Annotated in this window: 22 protein-coding genes; 2 read left to right on the top strand and 20 right to left on the bottom strand. The window is 44.5% G+C overall.

All coding sequences use genetic code 11. The features are described from left to right. Positions 1 to 11: 11 nt before the first annotated feature. The 17 genes from nikB to EDM56_RS26510 form a co-directional block, all read right to left on the bottom strand. Positions 12 to 950: a nickel ABC transporter permease gene (nikB, locus tag EDM56_RS26430; RefSeq protein WP_122920936.1), complete on the bottom strand. Its 939-nt coding sequence runs from the start codon at positions 948 to 950 to the stop codon at positions 12 to 14. Between the two features lie 19 nt (positions 951 to 969). Then, positions 970 to 2,055 carry a serine hydrolase domain-containing protein gene (locus EDM56_RS26435; RefSeq protein ID WP_122920937.1) on the bottom strand — a complete coding sequence of 362 codons (1,086 nt, stop codon included), beginning with the start codon at positions 2,053 to 2,055 and terminating at the stop codon, positions 970 to 972. Then, positions 2,052 to 3,518 (bottom strand): serine hydrolase domain-containing protein, encoded by a 1,467-nt coding sequence (locus EDM56_RS26440; RefSeq protein WP_122920938.1) that lies wholly within the window; start codon positions 3,516 to 3,518, stop codon positions 2,052 to 2,054. Before EDM56_RS26440 ends, EDM56_RS26435 begins: the two co-directional genes overlap by 4 nt. Positions 3,519 to 3,561: 43 nt before the next feature. After that, on the bottom strand, positions 3,562 to 5,169 hold the full coding sequence (locus EDM56_RS26445) for an ABC transporter substrate-binding protein (RefSeq protein WP_122920939.1): 1,608 nt from the start codon (positions 5,167 to 5,169) through the stop codon (positions 3,562 to 3,564). A gap of 136 nt (positions 5,170 to 5,305) precedes the next feature. Further along, the gene (locus EDM56_RS26450; RefSeq protein WP_122920940.1) at positions 5,306 to 6,328 is read right to left on the bottom strand and encodes a MerR family transcriptional regulator; all 1,023 of its coding nucleotides are present in this window, start codon (positions 6,326 to 6,328) and stop codon (positions 5,306 to 5,308) included. A 218-nt stretch (positions 6,329 to 6,546) separates the two neighbouring features. Then, the gene (locus EDM56_RS26455) at positions 6,547 to 7,155 is read right to left on the bottom strand and encodes a cysteine peptidase family C39 domain-containing protein (RefSeq protein ID WP_122920941.1); all 609 of its coding nucleotides are present in this window, start codon (positions 7,153 to 7,155) and stop codon (positions 6,547 to 6,549) included. A gap of 72 nt (positions 7,156 to 7,227) precedes the next feature. Continuing rightward, entirely contained in the window at positions 7,228 to 8,934 is a 1,707-nt protein-coding gene (locus EDM56_RS26460; protein WP_122920942.1) for a sensor histidine kinase, read from the bottom strand. Beyond that, entirely contained in the window at positions 8,931 to 9,605 is a 675-nt protein-coding gene (locus EDM56_RS26465; RefSeq protein ID WP_122920943.1) for a response regulator transcription factor, read from the bottom strand. The genes EDM56_RS26460 and EDM56_RS26465 overlap by 4 nt, the downstream gene beginning before the upstream one ends. A gap of 234 nt (positions 9,606 to 9,839) precedes the next feature. Continuing rightward, a complete protein-coding gene (locus EDM56_RS26470) occupies positions 9,840 to 10,676 on the bottom strand; it encodes a M55 family metallopeptidase (RefSeq protein WP_122920944.1) in 837 nt (278 codons plus the stop codon). 45 nt (positions 10,677 to 10,721) lie between these two features. Beyond that, positions 10,722 to 12,059: a serine hydrolase domain-containing protein gene (locus tag EDM56_RS26475; protein WP_122920945.1), complete on the bottom strand. Its 1,338-nt coding sequence runs from the start codon at positions 12,057 to 12,059 to the stop codon at positions 10,722 to 10,724. A 120-nt stretch (positions 12,060 to 12,179) separates the two neighbouring features. Then, positions 12,180 to 13,736: an ABC transporter substrate-binding protein gene (locus tag EDM56_RS26480; protein WP_183192601.1), complete on the bottom strand. Its 1,557-nt coding sequence runs from the start codon at positions 13,734 to 13,736 to the stop codon at positions 12,180 to 12,182. A 73-nt stretch (positions 13,737 to 13,809) separates the two neighbouring features. After that, the gene (locus EDM56_RS26485) at positions 13,810 to 14,787 is read right to left on the bottom strand and encodes an ABC transporter ATP-binding protein (RefSeq protein WP_122920947.1); all 978 of its coding nucleotides are present in this window, start codon (positions 14,785 to 14,787) and stop codon (positions 13,810 to 13,812) included. Beyond that, positions 14,784 to 15,749: an ABC transporter ATP-binding protein gene (locus tag EDM56_RS26490; RefSeq protein WP_122920948.1), complete on the bottom strand. Its 966-nt coding sequence runs from the start codon at positions 15,747 to 15,749 to the stop codon at positions 14,784 to 14,786. The genes EDM56_RS26485 and EDM56_RS26490 overlap by 4 nt, the downstream gene beginning before the upstream one ends. A gap of 16 nt (positions 15,750 to 15,765) precedes the next feature. Further along, positions 15,766 to 16,605 carry an ABC transporter permease gene (locus EDM56_RS26495; protein ID WP_122920949.1) on the bottom strand — a complete coding sequence of 280 codons (840 nt, stop codon included), beginning with the start codon at positions 16,603 to 16,605 and terminating at the stop codon, positions 15,766 to 15,768. A 1-nt stretch (position 16,606) separates the two neighbouring features. Then, on the bottom strand, positions 16,607 to 17,542 hold the full coding sequence (locus EDM56_RS26500; RefSeq protein ID WP_122920950.1) for an ABC transporter permease: 936 nt from the start codon (positions 17,540 to 17,542) through the stop codon (positions 16,607 to 16,609). Positions 17,543 to 17,694: 152 nt separating this feature from the next. Continuing rightward, entirely contained in the window at positions 17,695 to 18,375 is a 681-nt protein-coding gene (locus EDM56_RS26505; RefSeq protein ID WP_122920951.1) for a M15 family metallopeptidase, read from the bottom strand. Positions 18,376 to 18,637: 262 nt separating this feature from the next. After that, a complete protein-coding gene (locus EDM56_RS26510) occupies positions 18,638 to 19,951 on the bottom strand; it encodes a Zn-dependent hydrolase (protein ID WP_122920952.1) in 1,314 nt (437 codons plus the stop codon). 237 nt (positions 19,952 to 20,188) lie between these two features. Here EDM56_RS26510 and EDM56_RS26515 point away from each other — a divergent pair, with 237 nt between their 5' ends. Continuing rightward, positions 20,189 to 20,563 carry a YciI family protein gene (locus EDM56_RS26515; RefSeq protein ID WP_122920953.1) on the top strand — a complete coding sequence of 125 codons (375 nt, stop codon included), beginning with the start codon at positions 20,189 to 20,191 and terminating at the stop codon, positions 20,561 to 20,563. A gap of 299 nt (positions 20,564 to 20,862) precedes the next feature. Here the strand turns inward: EDM56_RS26515 and EDM56_RS26520 are convergent, their stop codons facing one another. After that, positions 20,863 to 22,014 (bottom strand): alpha-hydroxy-acid oxidizing protein, encoded by a 1,152-nt coding sequence (locus tag EDM56_RS26520; RefSeq protein ID WP_122920954.1) that lies wholly within the window; start codon positions 22,012 to 22,014, stop codon positions 20,863 to 20,865. A gap of 159 nt (positions 22,015 to 22,173) precedes the next feature. Here EDM56_RS26520 and EDM56_RS26525 point away from each other — a divergent pair, with 159 nt between their 5' ends. Then, positions 22,174 to 22,416, top strand: coding sequence for a hypothetical protein (locus EDM56_RS26525; protein ID WP_122920955.1), 243 nt, complete (start codon positions 22,174 to 22,176; stop codon positions 22,414 to 22,416). Positions 22,417 to 22,483: 67 nt separating this feature from the next. Here EDM56_RS26525 and EDM56_RS26530 read toward each other — a convergent pair whose 3' ends face one another. Together EDM56_RS26530 and EDM56_RS31600 are read right to left on the bottom strand one after the other, a co-directional pair. After that, positions 22,484 to 23,935, bottom strand: a complete 1,452-nt coding sequence (locus EDM56_RS26530) for an amidase (protein ID WP_122920956.1) — start codon at positions 23,933 to 23,935, stop codon at positions 22,484 to 22,486. A 716-nt stretch (positions 23,936 to 24,651) separates the two neighbouring features. Continuing rightward, the gene (locus EDM56_RS31600) at positions 24,652 to 24,801 is read right to left on the bottom strand and encodes a hypothetical protein (protein ID WP_183192602.1); all 150 of its coding nucleotides are present in this window, start codon (positions 24,799 to 24,801) and stop codon (positions 24,652 to 24,654) included. Between the last annotated feature and the right edge of the window lie 2 nt (positions 24,802 to 24,803).

Here is a 24,803-nt window from a genome sequence, read left to right on the forward strand (position 1 = left end):
CCTGGCCCATACTACACTCCCTCTCGTTTTACCGTGTAGTCGATACGTGGATCAAGGATGGCGTACAACACGTCAATTACGATCACGACAAGAACGTAAATCGCACCGATAAACAATGTCGTTCCCTGTATCATGGGGAAATCCCGCGAGCTGATCGCTTGAATCGCCAATGTCCCTATTCCCGGCCAGTTGAATACTTGCTCAACAATGACAGCCCCGCCTAACAGTCCCGCGAATTCTAGTCCGATTACCGCAACAATCGGGATCATCACGTTGCGAAATGCGTGCCGCAGTAGCACAAGTCGCTCACTCATGCCTTTTGCACGAGCTGTGCGGATGTAGTCATTGGATAAGACTTCCACCATGCCCGCACGTGTCAATCGACTGATCGATGTCGCCATCAAAGTACCGAGCGTGAACGCAGGCAGTACGATATCCATGAATCCGGTGCCTCCTGCGATCGGAAACCAGCCCAAGTGCACAGAAAACACCAAAATCACAAGAAGACCTAACCAGAAACCTGGCAGCGCCATGCCAAAGGTTGACAACGTCATGATGAAGCTATCAATAAACGTATCTTTCCATCTTGCAGCAAGGACTCCCATGCCTATTCCGACAACAACAGCAACACCTAGACTTGCCACTGCCATTTTCGCCGTTGCTGGAAAGCGCTCTGCAATTTCCGTGCTTACGGGTCTTCCTGTCTTGAGTGACGTACCCAAATCTCCTTTTACTACCCCAGACGCATAGCTGAGATACTGAGTCACGAGAGGCTTATTAAGCCCAAGCTCTTCTCGCAGCGCCTCGATTTGTTCAACCGTTGCCCGCTGACCGAGCATAATACGTACCGGATCGCCAGGGATGAAATGAATGAGCATAAAGGTAAAAATCGAGAGTCCAAAGAGAACAATGACACCCGAAATAAGTCGTTTGAAAATGTATTGCTTCATGATGTGTTCACACCCATCCTTATGGAATGATGTACGGTCGTTCAAATATAATATTTTCGACTGCTTCAAGAGTCTTTTCCGTCCACTGATGTTCCTGATCCACGTTTGTAAGATAAATAATCGTTTTATCTGTCTCAATATATCGTCGTAACCAGCTTCGATACCCCGGCCAGCTTCCGCCGTGTTGGACCACTTTTCCTATCACCTGATCTTCTTTCAGTCGCCAGCCATAACCATAATTAGACATACTGTTGTCAGAAAGCCGCACTGGGGAAAAGGCTTTTTCTAGCGTTTCTTTCTTGACCAGTTTTTCTGTGTAAAGCGCTCTGTCCCACTTGCGTAAGTCATCCAGAGTTGAGCTGACAGCGCCGTCTCCCTGAATGCCATCCAGATGAATGACAAAATCGTGCTCACTTGATTCATCGGGCAACACAAATGCTTCAGATGGGGCAGAATATACATAACCATACGCGTAATGCTGGATCAACTGAGGAGAATATCTTCGGTTGTACACGCTCGTGTTGTGCATATTAAGTGGTTGAAAAATATGCTTTTGCAAGAAATCTGCAAATGGTGTGTCTGCTACGTGGTCTACAATGGAGGCCAATAAAGCATAGCCGGTATTGCTGTACTCATACTTTTCATTCGGTTGAAACAAGATGTCTGGTCGATGCTTTTGTAGCTGATCGAGAATGTCTTGATTCGTAGCAATTTTCGTTTTATCCCAGCAATGAGAAAATAGCTCCATGTAATCAGGCAAACCGGATGTGTGCACCAGTAGATTCTCTACGGTAATATTGGCATAGGGAAAATCCGGAAAGAAGTTGTCCACTTTATCTGAATAATCGAGCTTCCCTTGTTCTTGCAGGATCATGATGCCCATTGCTGTAAACGCCTTGGAAACCGATGCGAGTTCAAATACCGAATCCGGTGACAATTTTTCAGCTGTTTCCCGATTGGCCAACCCTATGGAGTTTTGATAGAAAGGGTTCCCTTCTTCCAAAATCAATAGGTTCCCGCTCCAATTGTTTTGTTCAGCAATTGTTGAAAGAAGCTCGTCAAGCTGGCGGCATCTCACATCACTTGCGTTGGCTCGCTGTGTCATTTTTCGTTTCCCCCACTCGCCTTATTTTCAAACGTATTTGCAGCTACCTCTTTCGAAAATTGTCTCCCAGCAAAAGCCATCCGAACAATCTCATTCTTCCCAGCTCTGATAAACCGTACGGAGGAATCTGTTCCAAAAGCCCGGACGACAAAAAGATCTTCAGCAAATGGTCTCAACACGTAGTTTTCTCCTAAAAAGGAGAGCATCAGTTGACCATTATCCAAGCTGATCGGCAATGTCCCAAACTCACTAGAGTGATAATCCCCCACGATTTGATGCAACGCTTCCTCAGATACGGAATAATTCTTGCTATCCAGATGAGAGGATTCAGGAGGACGGTTTTCCAGACTATTTAGTGCACCCGACATGATCGCCAGAACCGGCGACAATTCGATATTGGACAGCGCCACTCCGGCCAGTCCTGTTTCGGGAAAGAAGCACATATGAGCGGTAACCCCTTTTATACCACCACTATGTTCAACCAACTTTTTTCCATAGTAGTCAGAAGTGATAATCAAGCCGTACCCGTAAAACTGACCAGGTGTCATATCAGTCGGAAAATAAGGCGTCATCATCTGTTCTACACTTTCAGGTGTCAGGATACGGCTTCCCCCGGATGTAAGCCCACCTTTGCAGAACATGTCCGTATATCGCAGCATATCCCGCACCGTTGATTTCAATGCTCCTGCCCCCCGGGAAGCAGGGAAATCCCACCAATTTGGAGATGAGACTACTTCCTTGTGATCGCCGCTGTCTCGCATGATATACAGATTTGTAATATTGTCATACCCATTCAGCTCTTCCAAGAAAAAGCCAGTGTGCTCCATCCCGATTGGTTCAAGGATGTGCTCTTTGACATACAACTCATACGACTTGCCGCTGACGCGATTGATGATCGCCCCCAGCAAGGCGAAGCAATCATTGGAATAACTGAACTCTGTACCTGGAGACCCTAAAAGCTCTACATCTAACGTAGAAATAACCTGCATCAATTCTTCGTACGTATCGATTGGCACCGTATCAGCTCTATTGCAGTCCGGGAATGAATGGTCTTCTGCCCCATTCGCTTCCATGCTTCGCATCACCGTTGCAAAAAATGTTGGCAAGGGAGGAATGCCACTCGTATTCGTCATAAAATGATGAATCGTGATTTGCCCAACATCACTATTTTTCAATTGGAATTCCGGCAAGTATTTCACTACAGGATCATGTACGGATAACTTACCAGCTTCCTGTAATTGCATGATTGCCACACAAGTAAAGGATTTCGTTATGGATCCAATACCAAATACCGTATCGATCGTAACGCCTAACTGCCGTTCCACATCCCGGAAGCCAAATCCGTTTTTATAGAAGAGTTGACCATCTTGTGCCAATCCGATACTAACACCGGGAACATTACCTTCTGTCGTCCAGTTTTGAGCATACTTTTCAAAAGACTCAACCCATCCGTTATTTTGCATAAGCGTCTCTCCTCCATTCAAATATAGATCGTCTTATTGCTTGTTAGTTCTCGATCCAGCTGTCATTATAGGTGGGCATGATAGATGTCCACTTCACTCCTTTTACTCGCGAATTTATGACAGTAAAGACCTTATCGAAATAGATTGGGACAACATACGCTTGCTCAGCTATACGTTTTTGTACATCCTTATACACTTGGTTTCTGGCATCAATCTGTATGGTTATACGCCCTTTCAAAAGGAGAGCATCCAGTATGTCATCTTTTATACCAGCCATGTTGTAGCCACCGTTGGAATAAAAATAAAAGTATAAAATATCTGGATCATCATACGCACCGGACATTAGCGTTAGATCAAAATTCCCTTTGACTGCTTCCTGCAAATACGTTGCTAGTTCTAGCTTCTGAATCGTAATTTTAATACCAGCTTCCCCCAGCATTGCTTGTATCAATTGGGCTTCTTTGTCAATATCTGAACTACTAAGCAAATCCAGACTAAGTGTTTTCCCGTCCTTTTCTCTCACACCACTTCCGTTAACTTTCCAACCAGCGTCGTCCAACAATTTCTTTGCTTCGTCCACATTATACTGATACCCATACTTCTCTAAGGATTTGTCATACCCTAGCGTTGCTGGAGATAATGGCGTTTGGGCTACTTCCGCATCTCCCTGCATAACAGCTTGGATAATGGCTTTTTTATTGACGAGCATATTTAATGCTTGACGCACCTTAATATCCTGAAACTCCGGTCTTCTCAGATTCATCTCCAGCAGCATACCCACTCCAGACCGTAAACGCTCCATAACTTGATATTTCGGATTGTTTTGAAATTTTTTCGCTTCTTTAACAGGTACCTCCGTTGCTACATCAATCGCACCACTCTCTAGCGCTGACAACCTCAGATTGGTGTCAGGAATCGATTTTATGACAAGTTTGTCCGCTCTTGGAGGACCTTGATTTTCATAATAGGGCTCTCCCCAGTGAAAAGCTTCATTTCTAACAAAGGTGACTTCGCCCGTTTTCCAGCTCTCAAACTTCCACGGCCCTACTCCTACAGGATTCCGGCCGTAAGCCTCTCCAGCCTTTTCAATCGCTTTCAACGATAACGGCTGCGAGGAATTAATCCCTAACGTATAGAGAAAGGCTGCATTGGGTTCATATAGTTCCAGAACGAGAGTATGATCGTCTGGCGCTTTCACACTTTTTACTGGAGCCATTAATTCACCGACTGTCATTGCTTTCGTCTCCGGATTGCGAGCGCGATCGAAGGTTTCCTTAAAACTTTTTGCGGTCAGAGGTGTCCCATCGTGAAAGGTAATCCCGGAACGAATGGTAAAGGTCAACGTTTTGCCATCCTCTGAAATTTTATAGTCACTTGCAAGAGAGGGCTTGTATTCATTTGTGGCAGGATCTTTATAGAGCAGAGATCCACCCAGCAACCAGGTATAGACCTCAGCTGTTCCAGCAGACTTCTGGCCATCTAACGTATCCGGTTCATAAGGGTACGCTACTGTAATGGTTCCGCCCATTTTTGGTTTGGCACTCTTTTGTTGCTCAGCTGGTTCATTTGTTTGACTGCTGCAGCCAACCATCATGAACATACAAAGAGTCACAAATCCCCTCAAAAAGATTCTTCGCTTGTTTTTCTTCATATGACTACAGTCCCCCCTACTTCACTTTTCTCTCTTAAAGTACTTCCGATATATGACTGATGATTTCACCTCCTTCGCATTCGGTACGCCATTCTTGTTAGCGCTTCCATATAAAAGTGTAAGACAAAGAGTACAATTACTCTTTATCCAGCTGCTGAAGCTTCCACTGTAATGCTTGGTAGAATAACTCATTTGTTTTCAAATACGATTGCAGACTTGGGTACAAGATAAAGGCAATTCTTCTGAAACGTTCGAGATTTTCTGACTGCATTGAAAGCATCTTTTCTGCAAACCGCCGGAAAAATGACTCCGAGACAGGAGGTTCGTCAACATCGGCAAACAGCAAGACATACTCTTGAACGTTCGCCTGTACGAAAGGACTGTCAGGAGTTGCATGTTGTTCCGCTAACTTCAACAACTGTTTATGGTTTTTCATCATTTTGGCGCTCCACATCTCAACGCTGATTCTCGGTAGATGAACGACTTCCAGGTAGGACAGAAAATCTTTCTTCAACTCCCGAACAATCTGTGAATCATTAAACATTTCCTCCAACTCATCTAATGCAGCCGTTTGTGCTGCCGAAAGCTTACCATCCAGCAAAGTAGAGACTTTAACCCCAAGTAAAAAAATCTCTCGCCATTCAACCGGAAATTGTTCAGGGAAAACGGACAAGAACATTTTTTCCAAAATAAACTTTTCACGTGCCAATGTATTTGCTGAAATTGATTCAACCAATTCGTACATAAAGCGGAGAGAATCAGTGCCACCCTTACTCTGCTTGGTCTGTTCCAAAATGGATTTCATGCTGGCAAGCATACGCATTTGGTTGTCCAACGCTTCCATTTGCCAATCTATTGCCGTATCAACAGCTATATCCCCGGATATTATTTTTTGAATCTCATCAATGCCAAAATTCAGATATCGGAGAGTAAGAATCAGTTTTAATCGCCATATTTCCTCCGCCGCATACAAACGATGACCGCCAGACGTTATCTCTGCAGGTGAGAGCAGGCCGATCTCGTCGTAATAACGGATAGTGGGTACAGTAGATCCTGTGATTTTCGCTACTTGTCCGATGGAGAACTTCACGTCTTTTGCTGTCGGATCAGTCTGTTGATCTTGTGTGGTGTCTACTCTGTTTCTCGAATTTGCATGCACGTTGCAACACCTCCAAAGCAATTATAAAACCTCAAGTAACTTGAGATTCAAGTGGAAAGATGAGTAATCTAATTTCTCATGCGGCACTTTACGGGGATATTCCCTCGTAAATTTTTCCTTGATGCACATATATCGATGTAAACAATAAAAAAGCCCATTCAGTTTACTTACTGAACAGGCGATAATTCCAAGCGGAATCCTCTTAATAAGCAAAAATATCATGAAGATACTTTTATCAATATTCCCCGATTGGCGTAGAAGCGCGAAAAGACATCGAGAGTCGCATGAACATTTTCCTGGCTATGGGCGGTATCTCCAGAAGGATTGTGAAAAATGATTTCTTGGTGCTGATCATCCTTATCAAACACGTACACCAGATGCCCACCTTGTTTAGGTGGTGTTACTTCAGGAGTACGGATACTCGGATGGACGGATGCCATATACACATACCCCTGGCCTAGCAAATGGTATATTTCCTCGATCGGTACATGCTCCTTCACCTCGGCTTCCAAACCAAACCTGTCCGCGATAAACGCAACAAAAGGGCGATAAATTAACCCTTTAATGGAGCCATCCTCGCTGATCGTGTATCCTCCGAATTCACGGCATTGCTTTGTGAGCTCGATTGTGGGAATTATGACATTCCTCCACTGCGCCAGCAGCATTTTCAAACACGCCATCCCGCAAATATGAAAGCTCCACTCCGAATATTCCTGCCTATCGGCTGCTCCAGACATTTGCCATAATGGATCTTCAGAAGGATGCAATCTCCCCGATAAAATATCCGGGATTCGTTCACGTGATTCAAATTGTCCGAAATAGTGCACGACGACCTACCTCCCGCCTCTATCATTGTGACTGCAGCCACTCTCAGTTGACATCTGAATCGCATGAATTATTCATTCATCAACGAGTGGAATTGTAAAATAAAAACAAACCATATCCGCTTCTTGCCTTACCTCAAAATTGCTATTATGCATAATCAAAATATGCTTCACAATTTCAAGTCCAATACCCTCGCTTGGCAAGCGTGCTGTCGTTTTTTCGGATGCCCGGTAATAACGCTCCCATATATGGTTAATGTCTTGCTCGGAAATATATCCATCGTTGCAAATGCGGACCTTCACATTTCCATTTTCTCTTGTAACGCGCACCTCAATTATTTTTTTCTCACTGGAATATTTTAAGGCATTTGAAATCAAATTCGTTAATACTTGCTCAATTCGCCGTCCGTCAGCAAAAACCATCGCATCCAGTAAATCAACCTTCAACGTAAAGTTTTCTCGCATAATCTTTTCAGAGAACCTTGAAAGTGCCCCCTCGATCAGGTCACTGATGTAGAACGTTGCGGGTTTGTATTCCCAGTATCCTGCCTCCAGCTTTGACAGCTGAATAGTCTCGTCAATCATCTGGGTCAGTTTTTCAATTTCTTGCTCAATAATTCCAAAATAGTATGAAGGCTCCTTTTCAAACATTCCGTTCTCAATGACTTCGCTATAAAGTGAAATGATCCCAAGCGGTGTTTTAAACTCATGTGCCAGGTCAGCAAGCAACAGCTTCATACGTTTTTCGTTTACTTTTGCTATCTCAGCCGATTGCTGCAATTCTTCCATTGCCGCTTGAAGATTGTCTGCCATCACGTTTATGCTTGCCGAAAGTTGTCCAACTTCGTTCTGTAGGTTGACATTTGCCCTGACTGAAAAATCCTTGGAAGCAAGCTTACCGGTTACATTTGAAAGACGTACGATCGGTGCACTCAGCTTCCTGGACAAAATAAAAACCGCCGCTATTAACAGGATGCCAAGAATACAATAAACGGTATAAAAATAATTGCTAAAATATCGCACTTCACTATTGGATACAACAATAGGCCGGATCGTTACAAAATAAGTCACGACTCCATTTATACGCCTGCTTTCGGAAATGATATAGTACGATGTTCCTCTCTTATCTGTAAACGGCTCTTTTGTAATCGCTGCAAGATATGTTTTAATATCTTTTCTTTTAATCAGGCAATCTTTCATTAGATCATAGATGATTCGTGCACGGTCGTTTAAAAGACTTCCTTCATTTTTAGTATACCAGTTACTGGTTGCCGTCATTGTTTTCGTGCTCTTTGCTCTTTCTGCTTGTCGATATAAATATATTTTGTTCGTAGAGCGGATCGAATAAGGTTCAAAGTAATTGCTTTCACCCACACGTACCGCTTCAACCGTCAGTAAATCATTTAAATTAATATTGGGCATTTCATTTAAACCGCTAATAAGAATACGACAAATGCCAACTCCTGGTACTCGAACCGTCAAAATGCTAAGGTAGTTGAAAAGCCCTTGCCCAATAACGCTGTAATCTTCGGTAAAAGCAAGCACAGGTGCGTCATAAGACACAGCATAGGTACTTAAAACAGAATTGGCCTGCTCATTATTGCTGCGAGAGAATTGTTCAACCGCACTTTGAAATTCTGCTCGGATATCTCTTAATAAAAAATTGCTATATAGAGAAGTGAAATATTTACCAAAGAATATAAATTGCAATACAAACACAAGTAAAAATATAGATAAGATTGTAAAAAATATTTGAAGCATGATTGATTTCTTGATTTTCATATGTTTTTCTCGTATTTGTACCCGACAGAAATGACTGTTTTGATATAAGTCGAATAAGTCCCAAGCTTACGTCGTATATTTTTTATATGATTATCGACAACACGGCTCTCGTTATAAAAGTCGTAACCCCAGACCGTATTGAGAAGATAATCGCGTGACATGGTACGTCCCTCGTTACGTATTAAAATTTGCAGCAAATGAAATTCCTTTTGCGTTAATTCGATATTCATCCCATCAATAATACACCGAAAACCATCTATGTCCAGTTCGATACCTTTTGCTGTTATCTTTGCAGGATCAGCTTTGGCCTGCCTTTCAAAAATACGCCGAACTTTCAGGGCGAGAATTGAGGCCTTAAACGGTTTGACAATATAGTCATCTGCACCCAAACGGTATCCAAGTGTGTAATAATCATCATCTCCAAGCGCTGTTAGAAAAAGAATCGGTACGTCGGAATTCTTCCGGATGCGCTCACAAACATCAAATCCGCTCATATTCGGCAACATGATATCCAGAATAACAAGATCGACTGAGCTTTCAGAAAAGATTTTTATTGCTTGTTCACCGGTTTCGGCCTCAAGCACTTGCAATCCATCTCCGTGCAGGAATAGGGTAATAACTTCACGTAATTTTTGTTCATCTTCAACAATAAGAACAGTTTTTTTCATCATTGCCCTATGTCCTTTTTATTTTATTATATTTGAACTTGCTGACTAATCATGTGTTCTTCAAATAGAGTCAATAAATTCATTTTTCATATATTACAGAGTTTCATTCCCCTTTTCAAGCAAACCTTTGTTAGTGCATCCAATTAAAATTCACAGTAATCAAATAAGGCAGTAGCAGTCCAAGACTTTCTAGCCTTGTCTGGATTCTGCTACCGCCTTTCCATGATTCGTTGCCTATTAGCCTGTGATCATCCGATTCACTTGGCCTGTAATCAACAGCATCGATGACAGTACAGGCATCATGGTGACCACATCTGAAGATTGGAAACGAACCGTACGTCCATCGATGAGCTCGACTCCGGGCATCCAGCTGACCGCCGTGGCAAACTGGGATTTGGTGAACTCCACTTCGAGTGTATTTTCTGCCTTCTGGACAAGCGGCTGTACTCTGCTGAGGTTGATCAGCGCCTCTTTTGCTTTCTGACGAATCATCTCGCGTGCACGGACAGGGTGAATCGCCTGGGAGGAGAGTCCGGTAATGCCCGTCTTCACAGCAACTGTAAAGACCCCTGGTATATCCTCCTCCACTTCCTTCGCAGTTTGTGAGTCGCCTGTCACCAGTACGACTGGAACGCCAAAGGCTCCAGCAATAGTAGCATTTAATCCTGCCTCTCCCACTTCTTTGCCATTCAGCACTAAACGGTGGATTGACAAGCTGGAATACGTATGATTGAGCACAGCATCACCCACGCCTGCCTTTCCGTGATACCCGACAAAAAAGGCGGCGTCGTACGTGCTGTCAATTCCTTGCATCATACTCAGCGGCTTGAAGGACCCGCGGATGACGTCCGCCTGTGGATGCAAATCCTCAAGGATCAAATTGTTCATTGGGCCGTGTGACTCATTGACGACAATCTGTGTAGCTCCTGCTTCCAGTGCACCTTCGATGGCGGCGTTTACATCTTGGGTAAGAAGCCTACGTCCTGCTTCGTAATGCCGATTACCTGGAATGGTATCCTCCCACTCCGTAATGCCGGAAATCCCTTCCATGTCCAAGGAAATAAACACTTTCATTCGTGATTCCTCCCGTGTTTTGATTAAGCTTTTACGGCCTCCACGTTAATCCTCAAGCTTTTTATATACGGTCTCGAATCCCGAGCCATAGTCTAGAGAAATCATTGATCCCTCGAATGTAAAACTGATGCCCATGTGAGTAATAAACCGCCCGTCTTTCGCAGGCAACATTTCGAGTGTCATGGTTCGTTCCCTTATATTGAGAGAAGCAAATAAGCTGTTATCCTTCAAATTTACTGAAATGTCACCCTCATAGTTCCCACACAGAGCCAGGTATTTTGATTTATCAAAATCTTGATCAATAAGTTCATCGGTTGGTGTTATTGGTTGTGGCATCCGACCTTCAATAATGGACTCAATGCCTTCAAGGAATGTACGACTCCCCCACGTATCCCCACCTGTCTGATTCGTCAACATAACGAAAGTCATTTCCTTATCAATATACCGTATAAACTGAGTGTGATATCCGGGCCATCCGCCTGCATGACGCACACCATACCCAGCTTTTTCATTATTAAATATCCTCCAACCGTACCCGTAGGGCTCCGATTCCCCATTTACATATGTTGGAGTATACATCTCCTGCTGGCTGGCATGGGAGATAATCTTTCCTTCCTTCAATACAAGACTCCACTTTAGCATGTCATGGAGATTTGAGTTGACGATGCCATCTCCTTCAATCCCATCCAAGGGAATGACAAACTGGCTGCTCTGTGAGTCATCCGGCAGTATATATTCTCCATTTTCAAAAATATAGCCGTACGCATAATTAGGAATGGTATCTCCGTTCAAACGCCTGTGATAGACGCAGGTGCTACTCATATTCGCCGGTTGAAAAATCTCTTTTTCTAAAAAAGTACCAAATGTCATGCCTGATGCCTTTTCTATGATCAAAGCCAAAGCAGCATAGGCTGTATTTGAATAACTCCATTTGGTACCTACTTCAAATTCTTCTGGAAGATTGGATTCAATAAGAAATTTTTCGATAACATCATTTTTGGGTATTGTTCCCGTTAGCTCAGCCTGCTTGTTTACCCACTCCGTGTAATCAGGGATTCCTGCAGTATGGTTAAGTAGATTCTTTATTGTTCGTCCTTTATACGGGATCCCGGGAAAATACTTTTCCAAGTCATCGTTTAGGGAAAGAACCCCTTTATCGCGAAGCAATATGATTGCAGAAGCTGTAAACTGCTTGCTCACAGATGCTAGTTCAAATACGCTATCCAGATTAAGTTCTGTTTTTTTTGCCATATTGGCAAGTCCAAGTGCTGTTTCAAAAAGGATGTCATTCTTGTGCGCAAGCAATATGCACCCGTTGAAAAAGCCACGTTCATACGCTTCCTTCGTATAGCTTTTCAACATTTTGGAAATTGAATTTTGCATGATTTATTCCTCCTTATGAATGATTCACTCATCAACGAGTGGAATTGTAAAAATGGGGGTGGATGCCATACACGTAGCAACTCTCATAAGCTAGTGGATAGAATCCTTGTATGACAAGCACTATTGTACGTCGTTAAAATACGGAATATTATTAAGTACTCTAAAATTAGGTAAAAGCTTTTTATTGTATACAAGCAACGAATTTACACGAACAAGCGGAAGATTGCATCTTGAATCCATGAGCATCTCTTGAGCCTTTGTATAACCTGCTATACGCTTTTCTTTATCTACCGTATTGATAGCCTCTTGAAGAATTTTTTCGTACGCGTTAAAGTCAAATATGTTCTGGTCCTTTACAATATAAGGAAGTGTACCTGCTGTGTCACCCCATGAAAACACACTGATCGTTGCTTCATGCTTGTCGCTTTTATACAAATTTTTAAATGACCCAAAATCAATATAGTTGATATTCATCTTTATTCCTTGTTCTTTAAATTGAATTTGGAGGCATTCAGCAAGATTTTTCAGAGCATCACTATTGAACGATAAAGTAAATTCAAACTTTTTGCCGTTGCGATCCAAAAAACCGTCTCCATCACTATCCTTCCAGCCTTTGTCCGAAAGAATCTGCAAACCACGTTTGGCGTCATTCACGTATTTTGCCTTAAAATACTCTTCAGCCGAAGAACTATAATCTGACATTCCAGCTACACTATAAGCAAATACTGGTTCGTAGTTTCCATTGGAATAAGCTTTTGTTTTTTCGCGGTCAATCAAAAGCATCATTGCCAGTCTGATATCGGGATCTTTGAAAAGCTCAAAATCGTTATTCATTTCGAAGCGCGCTACATTAGGTTGTGATTCCCATTCCGTAACGATATCCGCATTATCTGCCAACTGAGTCTTTACATCGGCCGAGAGTCCTTCTACATGTGCGATTTCTCCGGATAACAAACCTTGCACATTTGCAAACGTGTCTTTAATAAAACGCACAGTGACTGTTTCAACATTCATTGCACCTTTATTGATAACATGTTGATTGTATGTTTTATAATAAGGATTCTTCTTCAACGTTACGTGATCACCGGCGACATATTCATCAACATAGTATGCGCCATAAACAGTAGCGCCCCACAGTAATTGTTCCTTTGTCTTGTTGTTACTTTCAGCTGCTTTTAAAATAGGAACGAGGTTCGACCCGAGATTAAACAAAAAAGTTGTCGAAGGTGTGCTCAGAGAAACAATCACATTATTACCGCTGACTTCGACTGATTTGACTGCTGCAATATCACTAGCATATGGACTTACTTTTAGTACATGTTCAATAGAAAATTTCACATCATTCGGTGTAACAGATGTACCATCATGAAACCGGAGGTCATCAGGCATTTCAATCGTAACAGTTAGGCCGTCCGGACTGACATTATAAGATTTTGCAATGTTTGAGGTCAGGGATCCATCCGTTTCATAATTGAGCAGTGAATCGGCAATTAAATATTGAGTAGCAAAAGATTGATTTGTTTGAGCTATATCTGCACCTTGCCATTCACCAGAAGAAATCACGATTGACCGTGGTGCTGCAGATGTCTTTTCTTGATCATCTTTATTGCAACCGGTAACGAAACTAAAAGCTAACATAAGGACCAAAACCATACCAAAAATATGGTTACTTTTCATTGTCATGCCTCCTTGAAATTTCACTAGAATCTATAAGAATTTAATAAATGCTATTTGTTTTCCACCTTTCTTTTTATTTTTCATTGTATAAATGGCACGCAGTTAAATGGCCCTTTGAGATTTCGATAAGTTCAGGCGAGATTTTTCTGCAAGCCTCGGTGACATGAATGCATCGCGATACCAAACGGCATCCAGGCGTGGCATCAATAAGACTTCCAGTCTCTCCCCCCAGCAAAGGTACTTTTGTGCCCCGCAGCCTTGGATTCATGATGGGCACTGCTGCCATGAGTCCAACAGTATAAGGGTGTTTTGGTTGTAAAAACACTTCCTCGGCAGGCCCATTTTCAACAATTTTGCCTAGATACATTACGGCAATTTTATCGCTTACATAGCGAATAACATTGAGGTCATGGCTGATAACCAAATAGGTCAAGCCATACTCCTCCTGTAAATCAAGCAACAGGTTGAGTACCTGAGCCTGGACAGATATATCAAGTGCGCTGGTTGGCTCGTCCAATATCATGATTTTGGGACGAACCGCCAACGCGCGTGCTACTGCAATGCGCTGAAGTTGCCCGCCGGAAAGCTGGTGCGGGTAGCTTTCCAAATAACAAGCATCCAGCTTTACTTTCTCCATTACTTCACGGGCTCGTATTTTCGCTTCCTTTAGCGGCACACCATAAATTCGCATGGGGCGCATAATAGATTCCTCAACCGTGATGCGCGGATTGAGATTAGAGGCTGGATCCTGAAAAACTACCGCAATATCACGCCGCATTTTTTTTAATGCGTTTCTGCCGATACGATTCATATCCGTACCATTAATAGTCACAGAGCCATCTGTTTGCTTGATTAGTCCAAGGATGATCCGAGCAAGTGTAGTTTTTCCTGACCCTGATTCGCCTACAATTCCGACAATCTCGCCCTTTTGAACGGTCAGACTAACATCGTCAACTGCTTTCATAGCAATTTTACGTTTGTTAAACAAGAAACCCTCTGTAATATAAAAGTGCTTTTTTATATTTGTAATTTGAATCATTGCATCGCTCATAGTATTTCCTCTCTATGGCAGCTGACAAAGTGCCCGGTAGTAATTTCACGCATAGTCGGTGTCTTTGAACGGCAGATATCTATTGCAAAAGGACAACGGTTTTCAAACCGGCAACCGATATATTCTCCGATTATTCGTGGGACAGTACCTTCAATCGTTGAAATACGGCCAACGTTCTTTGAATGACGTGGTAGCGCTCGCATCAATGCCTTCGTATAAGGATGCAAAGGATTTTCAAATATCGTGTTGACATCCCCCATTTCAACAAGCTCACCTGCATACATGACTCCCACACGATCAGCGATTTCCGCGACAATCCCTAAATTGTGAGTGATAACAAGGATTGCTGTACCGTACTGCTCTCGTAGCGAGAGCATAATATTGAGTATCTGAGCCTCAGTCGTTACATCGAGTGCCGTTGTGGGTTCATCGGCTATTAATAGTTCCGGGTTGCGTGACAGCATCATTGCTATCATCACTCTCTGGCGCATGCCTCCTGACATCTCATTCGGAAAGCTTTTCATGCGGCGCTCAGCATCGGGAATCTTAACATCTTGGTAGAGCTGAAGCACTTTTGACCATGCCTGCTGACGAGTAACATTGTCAAGCGTTAAGGCTTCATATACCTGTGTGCCTGAGCGGTAAACCGGATTAAGTGAATCAAGTGGGTTTTGGAAGATCATGCCGATTTTTCGTCCCCGCACACGATTCATCTCATGGTTTGAAAGTGTTAAAAGGTTTGTTCCTTTGAATTCGATTTCTCCAGAAACCGATGTGTTGCGATCCATAAGCAAACGCATGATTGCTAATGAAAGAGTCGATTTACCGCAACCAGATTCGCCGAGAAACGCAAAAATTTCTTTTGGTTTAATATCGAGACTCACATTATTTACTGCAGACAACGTACCTCCACGTACGGCATAGTCTATTTTAAGATTTTTAATTTTCAGAAGTGTTTCCATTTGTATGCAAGCCCCCTTATAGCGACCGTAAACGCGGGTCGATCAGATCGCGCAGTCCTTCCCCAAGCATTGAAAAACCAAGGGTCGTATAAACAAGTGCTAAACCAGGTGCTATGCCCAGCCACGGTGCCATGGTCAATTGCCGGACACTATCACTTAAAGCAAGTCCCCAATCTGGTGACGGTGATTGAGCCCCTAAGCCAAGAAAGCTAAGGGCAGTTGTTGACATGATAGCGCTTGGTATTGATATTGACGCAATCACTATCATAGATGGAACAACGTTTGGCAATATATAGCGAAAAAGTAAAGCTGGAGTGCTTTCGCCAAAAGCAATGCCTGTCTCCAAAAATGCCATGTTTTTAATTGACATTGTCTTTGCACGTACAATACGACCATACTGAGCCCAGCTTACTACTGCGATAGCTATTATTGCATTGTTAAGACTTTGCCCAAGTACCGAAACAACCGCAAATGCTATAATAAGCGGCGGCATCGACCAGGTAATATCCATAATGAAGGATAAAATCCGATCGATCCATCCTCCAAAATAGCCGCACAACAAACCGATTGTAACGCCTATTACGAGCTGGATGCCGACCGATTGAGCCGCAATCTGCAATGCGATGCGTGCTCCATACAAAATACGACTGAATACGTCCCGCCCATAGAAATCAGTACCTAATAAATGTTGTATACTTGGCTCTTGAAGCCTTTCGTTCATCATTGAATCATCGTATCGATACGGTGCTATAAAATTAGCAAAGATAGCCACAAGTAAAAGCAATAAAATCATACTACTACCGATAATTAAATTCGAATATTTCGCTTTATTTTTTAAGAAATTTTTCGTATTCATATCAGTTACCTCTCGAAATTTCCATACGAATTCGTGGATCCAACATCCCGTTAATCAGATCACTTGCAAGATTGCACAAAACAGTCAATACAGTAATGATCAATACACAAGCCTGAACCACCGGGAAATCCTGATTTGTAATTCCGTTTGTCAAATAACTGCCCATACCCGGAATGACAAATACATTCTCGATTATGACAGCCCCCGAAATGATCCACGGTATATCCATAAAAACCAATGTAACAATAAGAATCAATGAATTGCGGAGTACATGGCGAAGAATTACAGCCTTGTCAGACAATCCTTTTGCATATGCTGTCAGTACATATTTCTCACGAAAAACATCCAGGACCTCTGTTTTTGCTAATCGAATTAATCCTGCAGCCCCACCGAATGCAACGGATATAATAGGCAGGATAAAGTGATTTGCACTTGAATAGCCATTCATCGGCAGCCATTTTAGTGTTATTGAAAACAAAAGAATAAGTAGTATCCCCAGCCAATAGTTAGGAATAACCTGAGTTACGCTTGCAAATGTCATAAGCAGACGATCGACCCATGAGTCTTTCTTATATGCGGCTATTAAACCCAACGGTATTGATAGTAGAACTTGAATGACCGTTGCAATACCGACCAGTTTTAATGTCAATGGAATACGCTGGCTCAAGGCTTCCGCTACTGGCTGTTTTGTCTTTATCGAATTGCCAAAATCGCCAGAAAGCACCTTATTCAGCCAGTTATAATATTGAATATACATTGGTTTATCCAAGCCATAACTGATTCGTAATTCAGCCTTTTTCTCAGGCGGTACACGATCCCCCGTAAGAATATCGATCGGATCTCCCGGCATGATAAACAATAATGCAAATGCCAGATAGCTCACTGTTATAATGAGCAGCAATCCTTGGGTAAGGCGTTTGATTGAATAAGCTCCCATTCCGTAACCCCCATTCTACTGACAAGGTATGGGAAATCCGGTAAAATACCGTCCACTTTATCCGCATAATCGATAATACCTTGCTCTTGCAATCGCATGATGCTGCTTCACTCCCATTTGGAACATTATTTAGCGGAACATGATACTTACCATTACAATTGAAAGCGTATTTGTTGATAAATTGCCTCTGCCTTACCGTAATAGTTCGCCCATTCTCGGTCTCCGTAGGAAAAATGCCACCATTCGCCGTCAAATGGAGCAAACCCGACCTTCACCATGCAATTCCGCAATAATTGCCGGTTGTTCCACTCTACTCTCTCGACAAACGGAGAAAATACATGAACGTCTTTATCCGGCACAAAAGCTGGACCCATGTCAATGGGCGCACCATCAGACCCGATGATTCGAACGTCAACCGCACCGCCTGTCGGATGTCCTGCAACGTCTGGGGCTGCACTGAAACGATGCGCAGCTTCTGTTAGATCATCTCCCTTCAGTTGTGGCTCTCGGTCAATTAGAAATTGCTTGATATCATTATGAGTTTTTTCCTGAATTTCGGGATGACGATACCCACATAAAATCTCAAGATTATAATCTTGATTGATATCCTTTAAAGCTTTTTGGGCTTGAATAAGCATTTTCAGAACATTGGAACGGACAAATATTTGGTTACCCGTGTATTTCTTGTAGTCCTCAAGGATATCGATCTTCCCATCGAATTCCCCTTCGATTGGAACCAATGATTCTCCATTATCTTGTACCGGAATCCTTGTGAATTCTTTATAGGTAGGAAGTTTACTTTCAAGCAATTCATAATAGGTTTTTTTATCCATTTTATTACTCCCTCTGTTTTTTCTGTTATTTCAGATAATTAACCGCTTACAAATCAGTTTAATATCAACCGCGAACACACTTGTGTATCTCGTGTGTGTTTTGTGTAATGTTGTGTTCCGATCTAAGGCTTAGCCGGTATCGTAAGCAAAAAAACTTGATCCTTGTCAAAGGACCAAGCCCCTTTATTGTTTTCAACTCGGATTATTTTGCAATAACACTGAATTTTAAATGCTCCGTCCAGTGTAATTTCAAAACATAGTTTCATCCTTCTTTCTTTTCTAGTAATGATGACGTGCACAATTTTTGCAGAAATCGGTTCAGAGCTTTTGCCGCAATCACGCAGTCATCAAGCGACGTCCACTCTCTAGGGTTATGACTGATCCCCATGCTGCTGCGGACGAAAAACATTGCCATCGGGAGGAACTGCCCCAGAATCATCGCATCGTGCCCGGCACCGCTTGGAATTAGCATCGGTCTCATACCAAGCTTGGAGACGATATCCATTTGCAAATCGCGCAGTGTCTCTGATACCTGTATTGGAGGCGTTGAATACACTTCCCGGCAAGAAAACTCAATGTTACATTCCGCCGCAATGTTCCCGGCGGTCTCTACAATTTGGGCGATCAGGCGATCAAGGGAGATCTTGTCGATATCGCGTATGTCAACGCTAAGCTTAACTTCACCAGGGATGACATTGGCGCCATTCGGATACACGTTCAATTGTCCTACGGTAGCCACAGCCGTCTGGCTTATCCTACGAGGCAATTCTTCAATGGCAAGCACAATTTTACTTGCAGCTACAAGCGCGTCCCGCCGATTATTCATCCTGGTGCTACCGGCATGGCCGGCATGGCCTTTCAAAGTCATTTCAAGTCCGCCAAGACCAGCAATACCGCTGACGATGCCAATCGGAAGATCCTCGTGTTCAAGTGTATCGCCTTGTTCGATGTGTACTTCAATAAAAGCGGCCACTTGTGTTAAGTCACGCTTGGCTTCCGTGAATCGCTCGGCTGATAAACCAACCTGTTCTACGACCTCTTTGAACGTACGGTTGTCATGATCAATGAGTGCATGCAAATCACTCACTTTAATAGTCCCTGCCAAGGCGGAGCTACCCGTTAGACCGGAGTTAAACCGGGTGCCTTCTTCGTCGGAAAAAATGACGACTTCAAAAGACCGCCTTGGTACGTACCCGGTTTCCTTCCAGGCCTCAGCTACTTCAAGCGCGAGCAAAATGCCCAGAACGCCGTCGAAATGGCCACCATTCGGGACGGTATCTATATGAGAACCACATAAGACCGCCGGGAGGGTTGGGTCGATGCCTTCCAAACGGCCAAACACATTACCCGCCGCATCTGTAGTTACCTTAAGTCCTACTGCTTTCATCCAAGAAGCGACCACTTCTTTTGCCTGCTTTTCTTCTTGTGAAAAACCTATTCGGCAGGAGCCGTGCTGCTCGGTGAGACCGATTTCCGAGATAGCCGATAATCTTCCTGCTAAACGTTGTCCGCTTATCCCTGCCTCATTCAGGCCAACATCAAAACTTTCCAGTAGCCGGCACTCTAGGTTGTACATTTGATTTCTCTCCACTTACCTTCTTCCCCCATTTCCTATAGTGGTCATGATAGCGTTTTCTTCTTATTACAAAAGTAACAAGGTTGGGAGGGGATGTAAAATTGAAAGTGCGAATGGAATGTATTTTGAATCTCTATCGAAGAGAAAGCAAAAGAAAAAGAGCAATTGAAAATAAATTTTAGGTCGCTTTAAATGATATATTTAGGACAGCAAGTTCAAAAATAAGGAGGTAGATTAATGCTATTCATGATGATTGTCAAAGCCTCGAAGAATTCGGAAGCCGGAAATCTCCCAAGCTCTGAGCTCATTGAAGCTATGACGAAGTACAATGAGGAATTAGTAAAGGCAGGCGTACGAGTTGCGGCTAAAGGACTTCATCCAAGTTCAAATGGGATTCGCCTTTCGTATCCGAAACCAGGAGAGAAGCCGGTGGTTACGGAGGGCCCCTTTACGGAATCGAAAGAATTGATTGCCGGGTTCATTCTGATTGATGTGAAGTCGAGGGAAGAAGCCTTCGAGTGGGCCATGCGGATGCCGGACCCGCAAGGAAATGGGGAAGGTCAGGTTGAATTGCGTCAAGTATTTGAGGCGCCGGAGCTGACTGAGGAGTAACAAGTGGAATATGATTAAACTAACAGGAAAAATAGTTCAAAATACAGCGACAGTCTAGGACTTTATTTTCTCGTCCAAATCTGTCGTTGTTTCGATTTCAATTCCTTTGCCGACAGCCAAAACCTTTGTACTGGATCGGAATATTATAAATTCCTATCTGTACAACAAAAGACCAGTCTCCATTTCATTCACGGGACTGGTCTTTATCGTTCACCTCACCTTACATGATGTTATTCTCCTAAAGTTTGCGGGTCGTAGATAAGCTCTTCCTTTTCGATGAATGCCCCCCCCCCCAGTAATTACGAGCGGAACAAAATGCTGCGATTCAAGTCCGCAACTGAATTGCTTCCAGACAATGCCACTGATACGTCCAACTCGTTGATCAGCGTATCGAGTACGCTCGCCACGCCCTTTTCGCCCGCAACCGCCAGACCGAACATGAAGGGCCGCCCGATCAGAACCGCACTGGCTCCCAAAGCGATCGCCTTGACTACATCCGCCCCTGTGCGAATACCGCTATCCAGCAGAACCGGAATGCGACCGTCTACTGCGTCGGCAATTGCCGGCAATGAATCCAGTGTCGAAATGGCCCCATCGAGCTGACGCCCTCCGTGGTTGGACACGATGATTCCGTCTACACCGCGCTCCACAGCAATTTTTGCATCGTCTGGATGCAGGATACCCTTGACGAGAATCGGCAGGCTGGTATGCTGACGCAAAAATTCGATGTCACTCCAGTTGAGGGTCGGATGGTAAATATTGCGGAGCACCTCCTCCACCGCATTCCCCGGGGTTACCTCGGACAGTCTGGAGCAGAAGACTGGGTCACTGAGGTAGTTGGCCAATCCCTTGCCTTCTCGAAGGGGCGAATAACCGTTGCGGAAATCGCGACGTTTCCACCCGAGCATGACGGTGTCCACTGTCAGGACAATCGCGGAATATCCCGCTGCCTCTGCTCGTTTCACCATACTGGCACACACTTCCCGATCATTGGACCAGTACAGCTGGAACCAACGGGGAGCATCATCCATGGTTTCCGCAATCTGCTCCAGCGTATGTGCCGAAACGGTGCTAACCACCATCGGTACGCCAGCCGCTGCTGCCGCTCTGGCCGTCGCCAGCTCTCCATCCGGATGAGCGATAGCTTGCATCCCTACAGGTGCCAGAAAAAGTGGTGTCTTCAGCTGCTGACCAAACAGCTCGATGCGAAGAGAGCGCTGGGAAACATCACGGAGCATCCGCGGTACAATCGACCATTTTGAAAAGGCCGACCGGTTGGCAACCAGCGTCTCTTCTGCCCCCGAGCCTCCCGCGATGTAATCAAAAGGCCCATCTGGCAACAGCTCACGCGCCTTTTGCTCCCAGTCTTCGATCGAGATTGGCAATGCTTGCGTATCTTTGTTTACCCGGGTAAAAAGCAAGCTTTCCTTTGTTTGTTCTGTTGCTGCCATGTCGTATCCTTCCTTTCCCTATTAGCGAAACTATGTCTAAAAAGCTTGCACGCTTTCCGAATAGTCCGAATCAAGCAATTGCAATACTATTGTACTATCGTCCCCATCTTGCGGAAAGGATTCGGCAAAACTAGTCGTACGTGCTCAGGATGATCCCCGATGATCGGTAACAGCCACGATCGTGGATTTGTCCAACGCTTTTTAGAAATCGGCCAGCTCCAGCAGCACCAGCATCAGCTTTTCGTCTTTTCCTGCAAAAGGTCTTCCCATTCTTGCGGTGAGAGTTCTACTGCTGCGTCGTTTCTCATCTATCTAACATCAGATCCCCTTCTATTGCTCGTAATAAAAATGACCCTTTCCCATTCGGATTGGGTCATTTTTGATTTAGGGGATTTTTTCTAGTCCAAGTTGGCTTCATTGTACCATGGATCAGGCAAAGATCAACGGTTCTGGCTGAAAGCCTGCAAACCTACGGACGATCCGACGCTACGTGAACCACAGGGCGTCTATCCTTCCACGGCCGGGCTTGCTCAAGCTGTGCAGCCAATCGCAAAAGGGTGGCCTCGTCAGCAAAGCGGCCGGCAAACTGCATGCCGATCGGGAGGCCATCGCTGCTTTCGCCGAGTGGCAGGGAGATGGCGGGTTGACCGGTAGTGTTGAACAAATTGGTGAATGCCGCATAGGTGAAATTCTGCTCCGTCCATTGCTTTGCGTCAATTCCTGGCGCATTCGCGTTCAGCTCGCCCAAGGGCAATGGCGTGCGGGCCGCTGTCGGGGATAACATGACGTCGTATTCCGTGAAAAACCTTCCGACTGATCGGGAAACCATGTTCTGAATGTCAAGGGCCTCCAAAAATTCTGCTGTTGTAATCGTCTGACCATACCGGTAACAAGCGAAAATTGCCGATTCAAGATTTTCTTCAGATGGAGTCCGGTTGAGTGCACGGGCGACCCCGTTGGCCCAATTCGTTAAGTTTGCCGTCCAGAGTCGCAGTGTAGCGAGCATATGCAGATCATTGTCGAATACCGGCGCGGCTTCGACCATTTCGTGTCCCAGCTCTTCACATAGCTTGACGGTTTCGTACAGGATATCCAGGCACTCCTGATCGACAGGGACACCTGAAGCCGGTTTCGCGGTCCAAGCGATTCGCAGGCGCTGAGGAGGACTGCTGATCTCATCGCGATAAGGCCGCTTGGGTGATTCTGCCCACGCATAGCATCCGGGATCAGGTCCGGCTACGGCATCCAGCAGTGCGGCAGCGTCACGGACACTACGAGTCAAGGCAAATTCGATACCAAGACCGTTAAGCGGCTCACCATAGTCCGGGCCGGTTGGGACTCGTCCTCGCGTCGGCTTCAAACCGACCAGCCCGTTGCAGGAAGCCGGTACGCGAATCGATCCTCCGCCGTCGTTGGCATGGGCAAAAGGGACAATGCCAGCGGCTACGGCTGCTCCGGATCCGCCGCTTGATCCTCCGGGACTATGGGCGAGATTCCATGGATTGTAAGTGGCTCCGTACAGGAGCGATTCCGTTGTGGCGCCGTAACCCAATTCTGGGGTCGTCGTCGTTCCGACCGTGACCAGACCTGCCTTGCGAAATCTGGCCATCAATTCGCTGTCGTGAGGAAAGGTGATCCCGCTGGCCAAACGGCTGCCCATGCTGGTCGGAACTCCAGCGGCGTGAAGAACGAGTTCCTTGATCAGGAAAGGGACTCCCTTGAACGGGCCATCCGGCAGACCGGTGTCGATTTCCTGATCCGCTTGTTCGGAGAGGACATTGACGATCGCGTTTAGTTTTGGGTTTACCTTGGCAATTCCTTCAATAGCAGCATTTTTCAGTTCCTTTGGGGTGACTTCCCTTTGTCTGACCAACTCAGCTAATCCGATTGCGTCGTAGTCGGAATATTGCGATAATTGCATCTCCATGCCTCCTATTTGTATGGGTGCTTGCTTGAGCTTCATTATGACAAAGGATGAAAACGCTGCCAATTACCCAAATGGGCCATTTTTGCGCTCCTCTCCTCACCCTGTCAGGCCATGTTGCTGCCAATGGGCGTATGTATTATGATTGTGGAAACTTGGCACCGTATGGGGGAAGAACCTTGGCCATGCATGCACGTGTGGAAGAAATGGAGGATGAAAAAATACTGTTTGAGACCCATTCCAATATGCCCTCAATCGGCATGATTATCGTCGAGCCCCCTGCCTTTGGCAGACCATTCTACCAACAGGCTTCCTCATTTTGTCACGAGTATACCTTATCCACAAAAGCAAAATAGCCAGCCGAATTGCATACTCTATTTCTTCATGATTTTTGAATGGAGTACTTCGTTCTTTATTTTGGACAACAGCTGTTTACTAGGGAATTAAACTCGCCCACTCTATGAAAGGCATACCCGCAGATTATGGTACAGCGATAAATTCCTTTAGTGACTCCAACATGTAAGCGGGTGCATTCCTGTATGCTCCGAACCTCTTGCAAATCATGTCGTCCCCCCTTTAACAATTCGCATTATTGTTACTCTCAATCTGAAAGGTAGCTAATTATTTTTTTCAGAAAATGAGCAAAAAGAAAAGCCGAGAGAAATCTGAAAGAATCAATGATTTCTACTCGGCTTCTGGTAATCATCTACCTCTTAACTCTGAAATAAAGGCAGTACCTCATTAAACCTGCTATGTTCCTCCTCTATTTTCTGTTCATTGCCGATGGTGCATCTGCTTCCGTATTCAAGCACCGCTTCAACAAGAGGAGCAAGACCGGCGATGTCTTCCACGCTCGTCATCAAGA

The sequence above is a fragment of the Brevibacillus fluminis genome (assembly GCF_003710825.1).
GTDB lineage: Bacteria > Bacillota > Bacilli > Brevibacillales > Brevibacillaceae > Brevibacillus_D > Brevibacillus_D fluminis.

Coding starts and splice junctions, on each gene's coding strand:
- nikB (WP_122920936.1), bottom strand. CDS start 950: ATGAAGCAATACATTTTCAAACGACTTATTTCGGGTGTCATTGTTCTC.
- EDM56_RS26435 (WP_122920937.1), bottom strand. CDS start 2,055: ATGACACAGCGAGCCAACGCAAGTGATGTGAGATGCCGCCAGCTTGAC.
- EDM56_RS26440 (WP_122920938.1), bottom strand. CDS start 3,518: ATGCAAAATAACGGATGGGTTGAGTCTTTTGAAAAGTATGCTCAAAAC.
- EDM56_RS26445 (WP_122920939.1), bottom strand. CDS start 5,169: ATGAAGAAAAACAAGCGAAGAATCTTTTTGAGGGGATTTGTGACTCTT.
- EDM56_RS26460 (WP_122920942.1), bottom strand. CDS start 8,934: ATGAAAATCAAGAAATCAATCATGCTTCAAATATTTTTTACAATCTTA.
- EDM56_RS26465 (WP_122920943.1), bottom strand. CDS start 9,605: ATGATGAAAAAAACTGTTCTTATTGTTGAAGATGAACAAAAATTACGT.
- EDM56_RS26470 (WP_122920944.1), bottom strand. CDS start 10,676: ATGAAAGTGTTTATTTCCTTGGACATGGAAGGGATTTCCGGCATTACG.
- EDM56_RS26475 (WP_122920945.1), bottom strand. CDS start 12,059: ATGCAAAATTCAATTTCCAAAATGTTGAAAAGCTATACGAAGGAAGCG.
- EDM56_RS26480 (WP_183192601.1), bottom strand. CDS start 13,736: ATGAAAAGTAACCATATTTTTGGTATGGTTTTGGTCCTTATGTTAGCT.
- EDM56_RS26485 (WP_122920947.1), bottom strand. CDS start 14,787: ATGAGCGATGCAATGATTCAAATTACAAATATAAAAAAGCACTTTTAT.
- EDM56_RS26490 (WP_122920948.1), bottom strand. CDS start 15,749: ATGGAAACACTTCTGAAAATTAAAAATCTTAAAATAGACTATGCCGTA.
- EDM56_RS26495 (WP_122920949.1), bottom strand. CDS start 16,605: ATGAATACGAAAAATTTCTTAAAAAATAAAGCGAAATATTCGAATTTA.
- EDM56_RS26500 (WP_122920950.1), bottom strand. CDS start 17,542: ATGGGAGCTTATTCAATCAAACGCCTTACCCAAGGATTGCTGCTCATT.
- EDM56_RS26505 (WP_122920951.1), bottom strand. CDS start 18,375: ATGGATAAAAAAACCTATTATGAATTGCTTGAAAGTAAACTTCCTACC.
- EDM56_RS26510 (WP_122920952.1), bottom strand. CDS start 19,951: ATGTACAACCTAGAGTGCCGGCTACTGGAAAGTTTTGATGTTGGCCTG.
- EDM56_RS26515 (WP_122920953.1), top strand. CDS start 20,189: ATGCTATTCATGATGATTGTCAAAGCCTCGAAGAATTCGGAAGCCGGA.
- EDM56_RS26520 (WP_122920954.1), bottom strand. CDS start 22,014: ATGGCAGCAACAGAACAAACAAAGGAAAGCTTGCTTTTTACCCGGGTA.
- EDM56_RS26525 (WP_122920955.1), top strand. CDS start 22,174: ATGATCGGTAACAGCCACGATCGTGGATTTGTCCAACGCTTTTTAGAA.
- EDM56_RS26530 (WP_122920956.1), bottom strand. CDS start 23,935: ATGCAATTATCGCAATATTCCGACTACGACGCAATCGGATTAGCTGAG.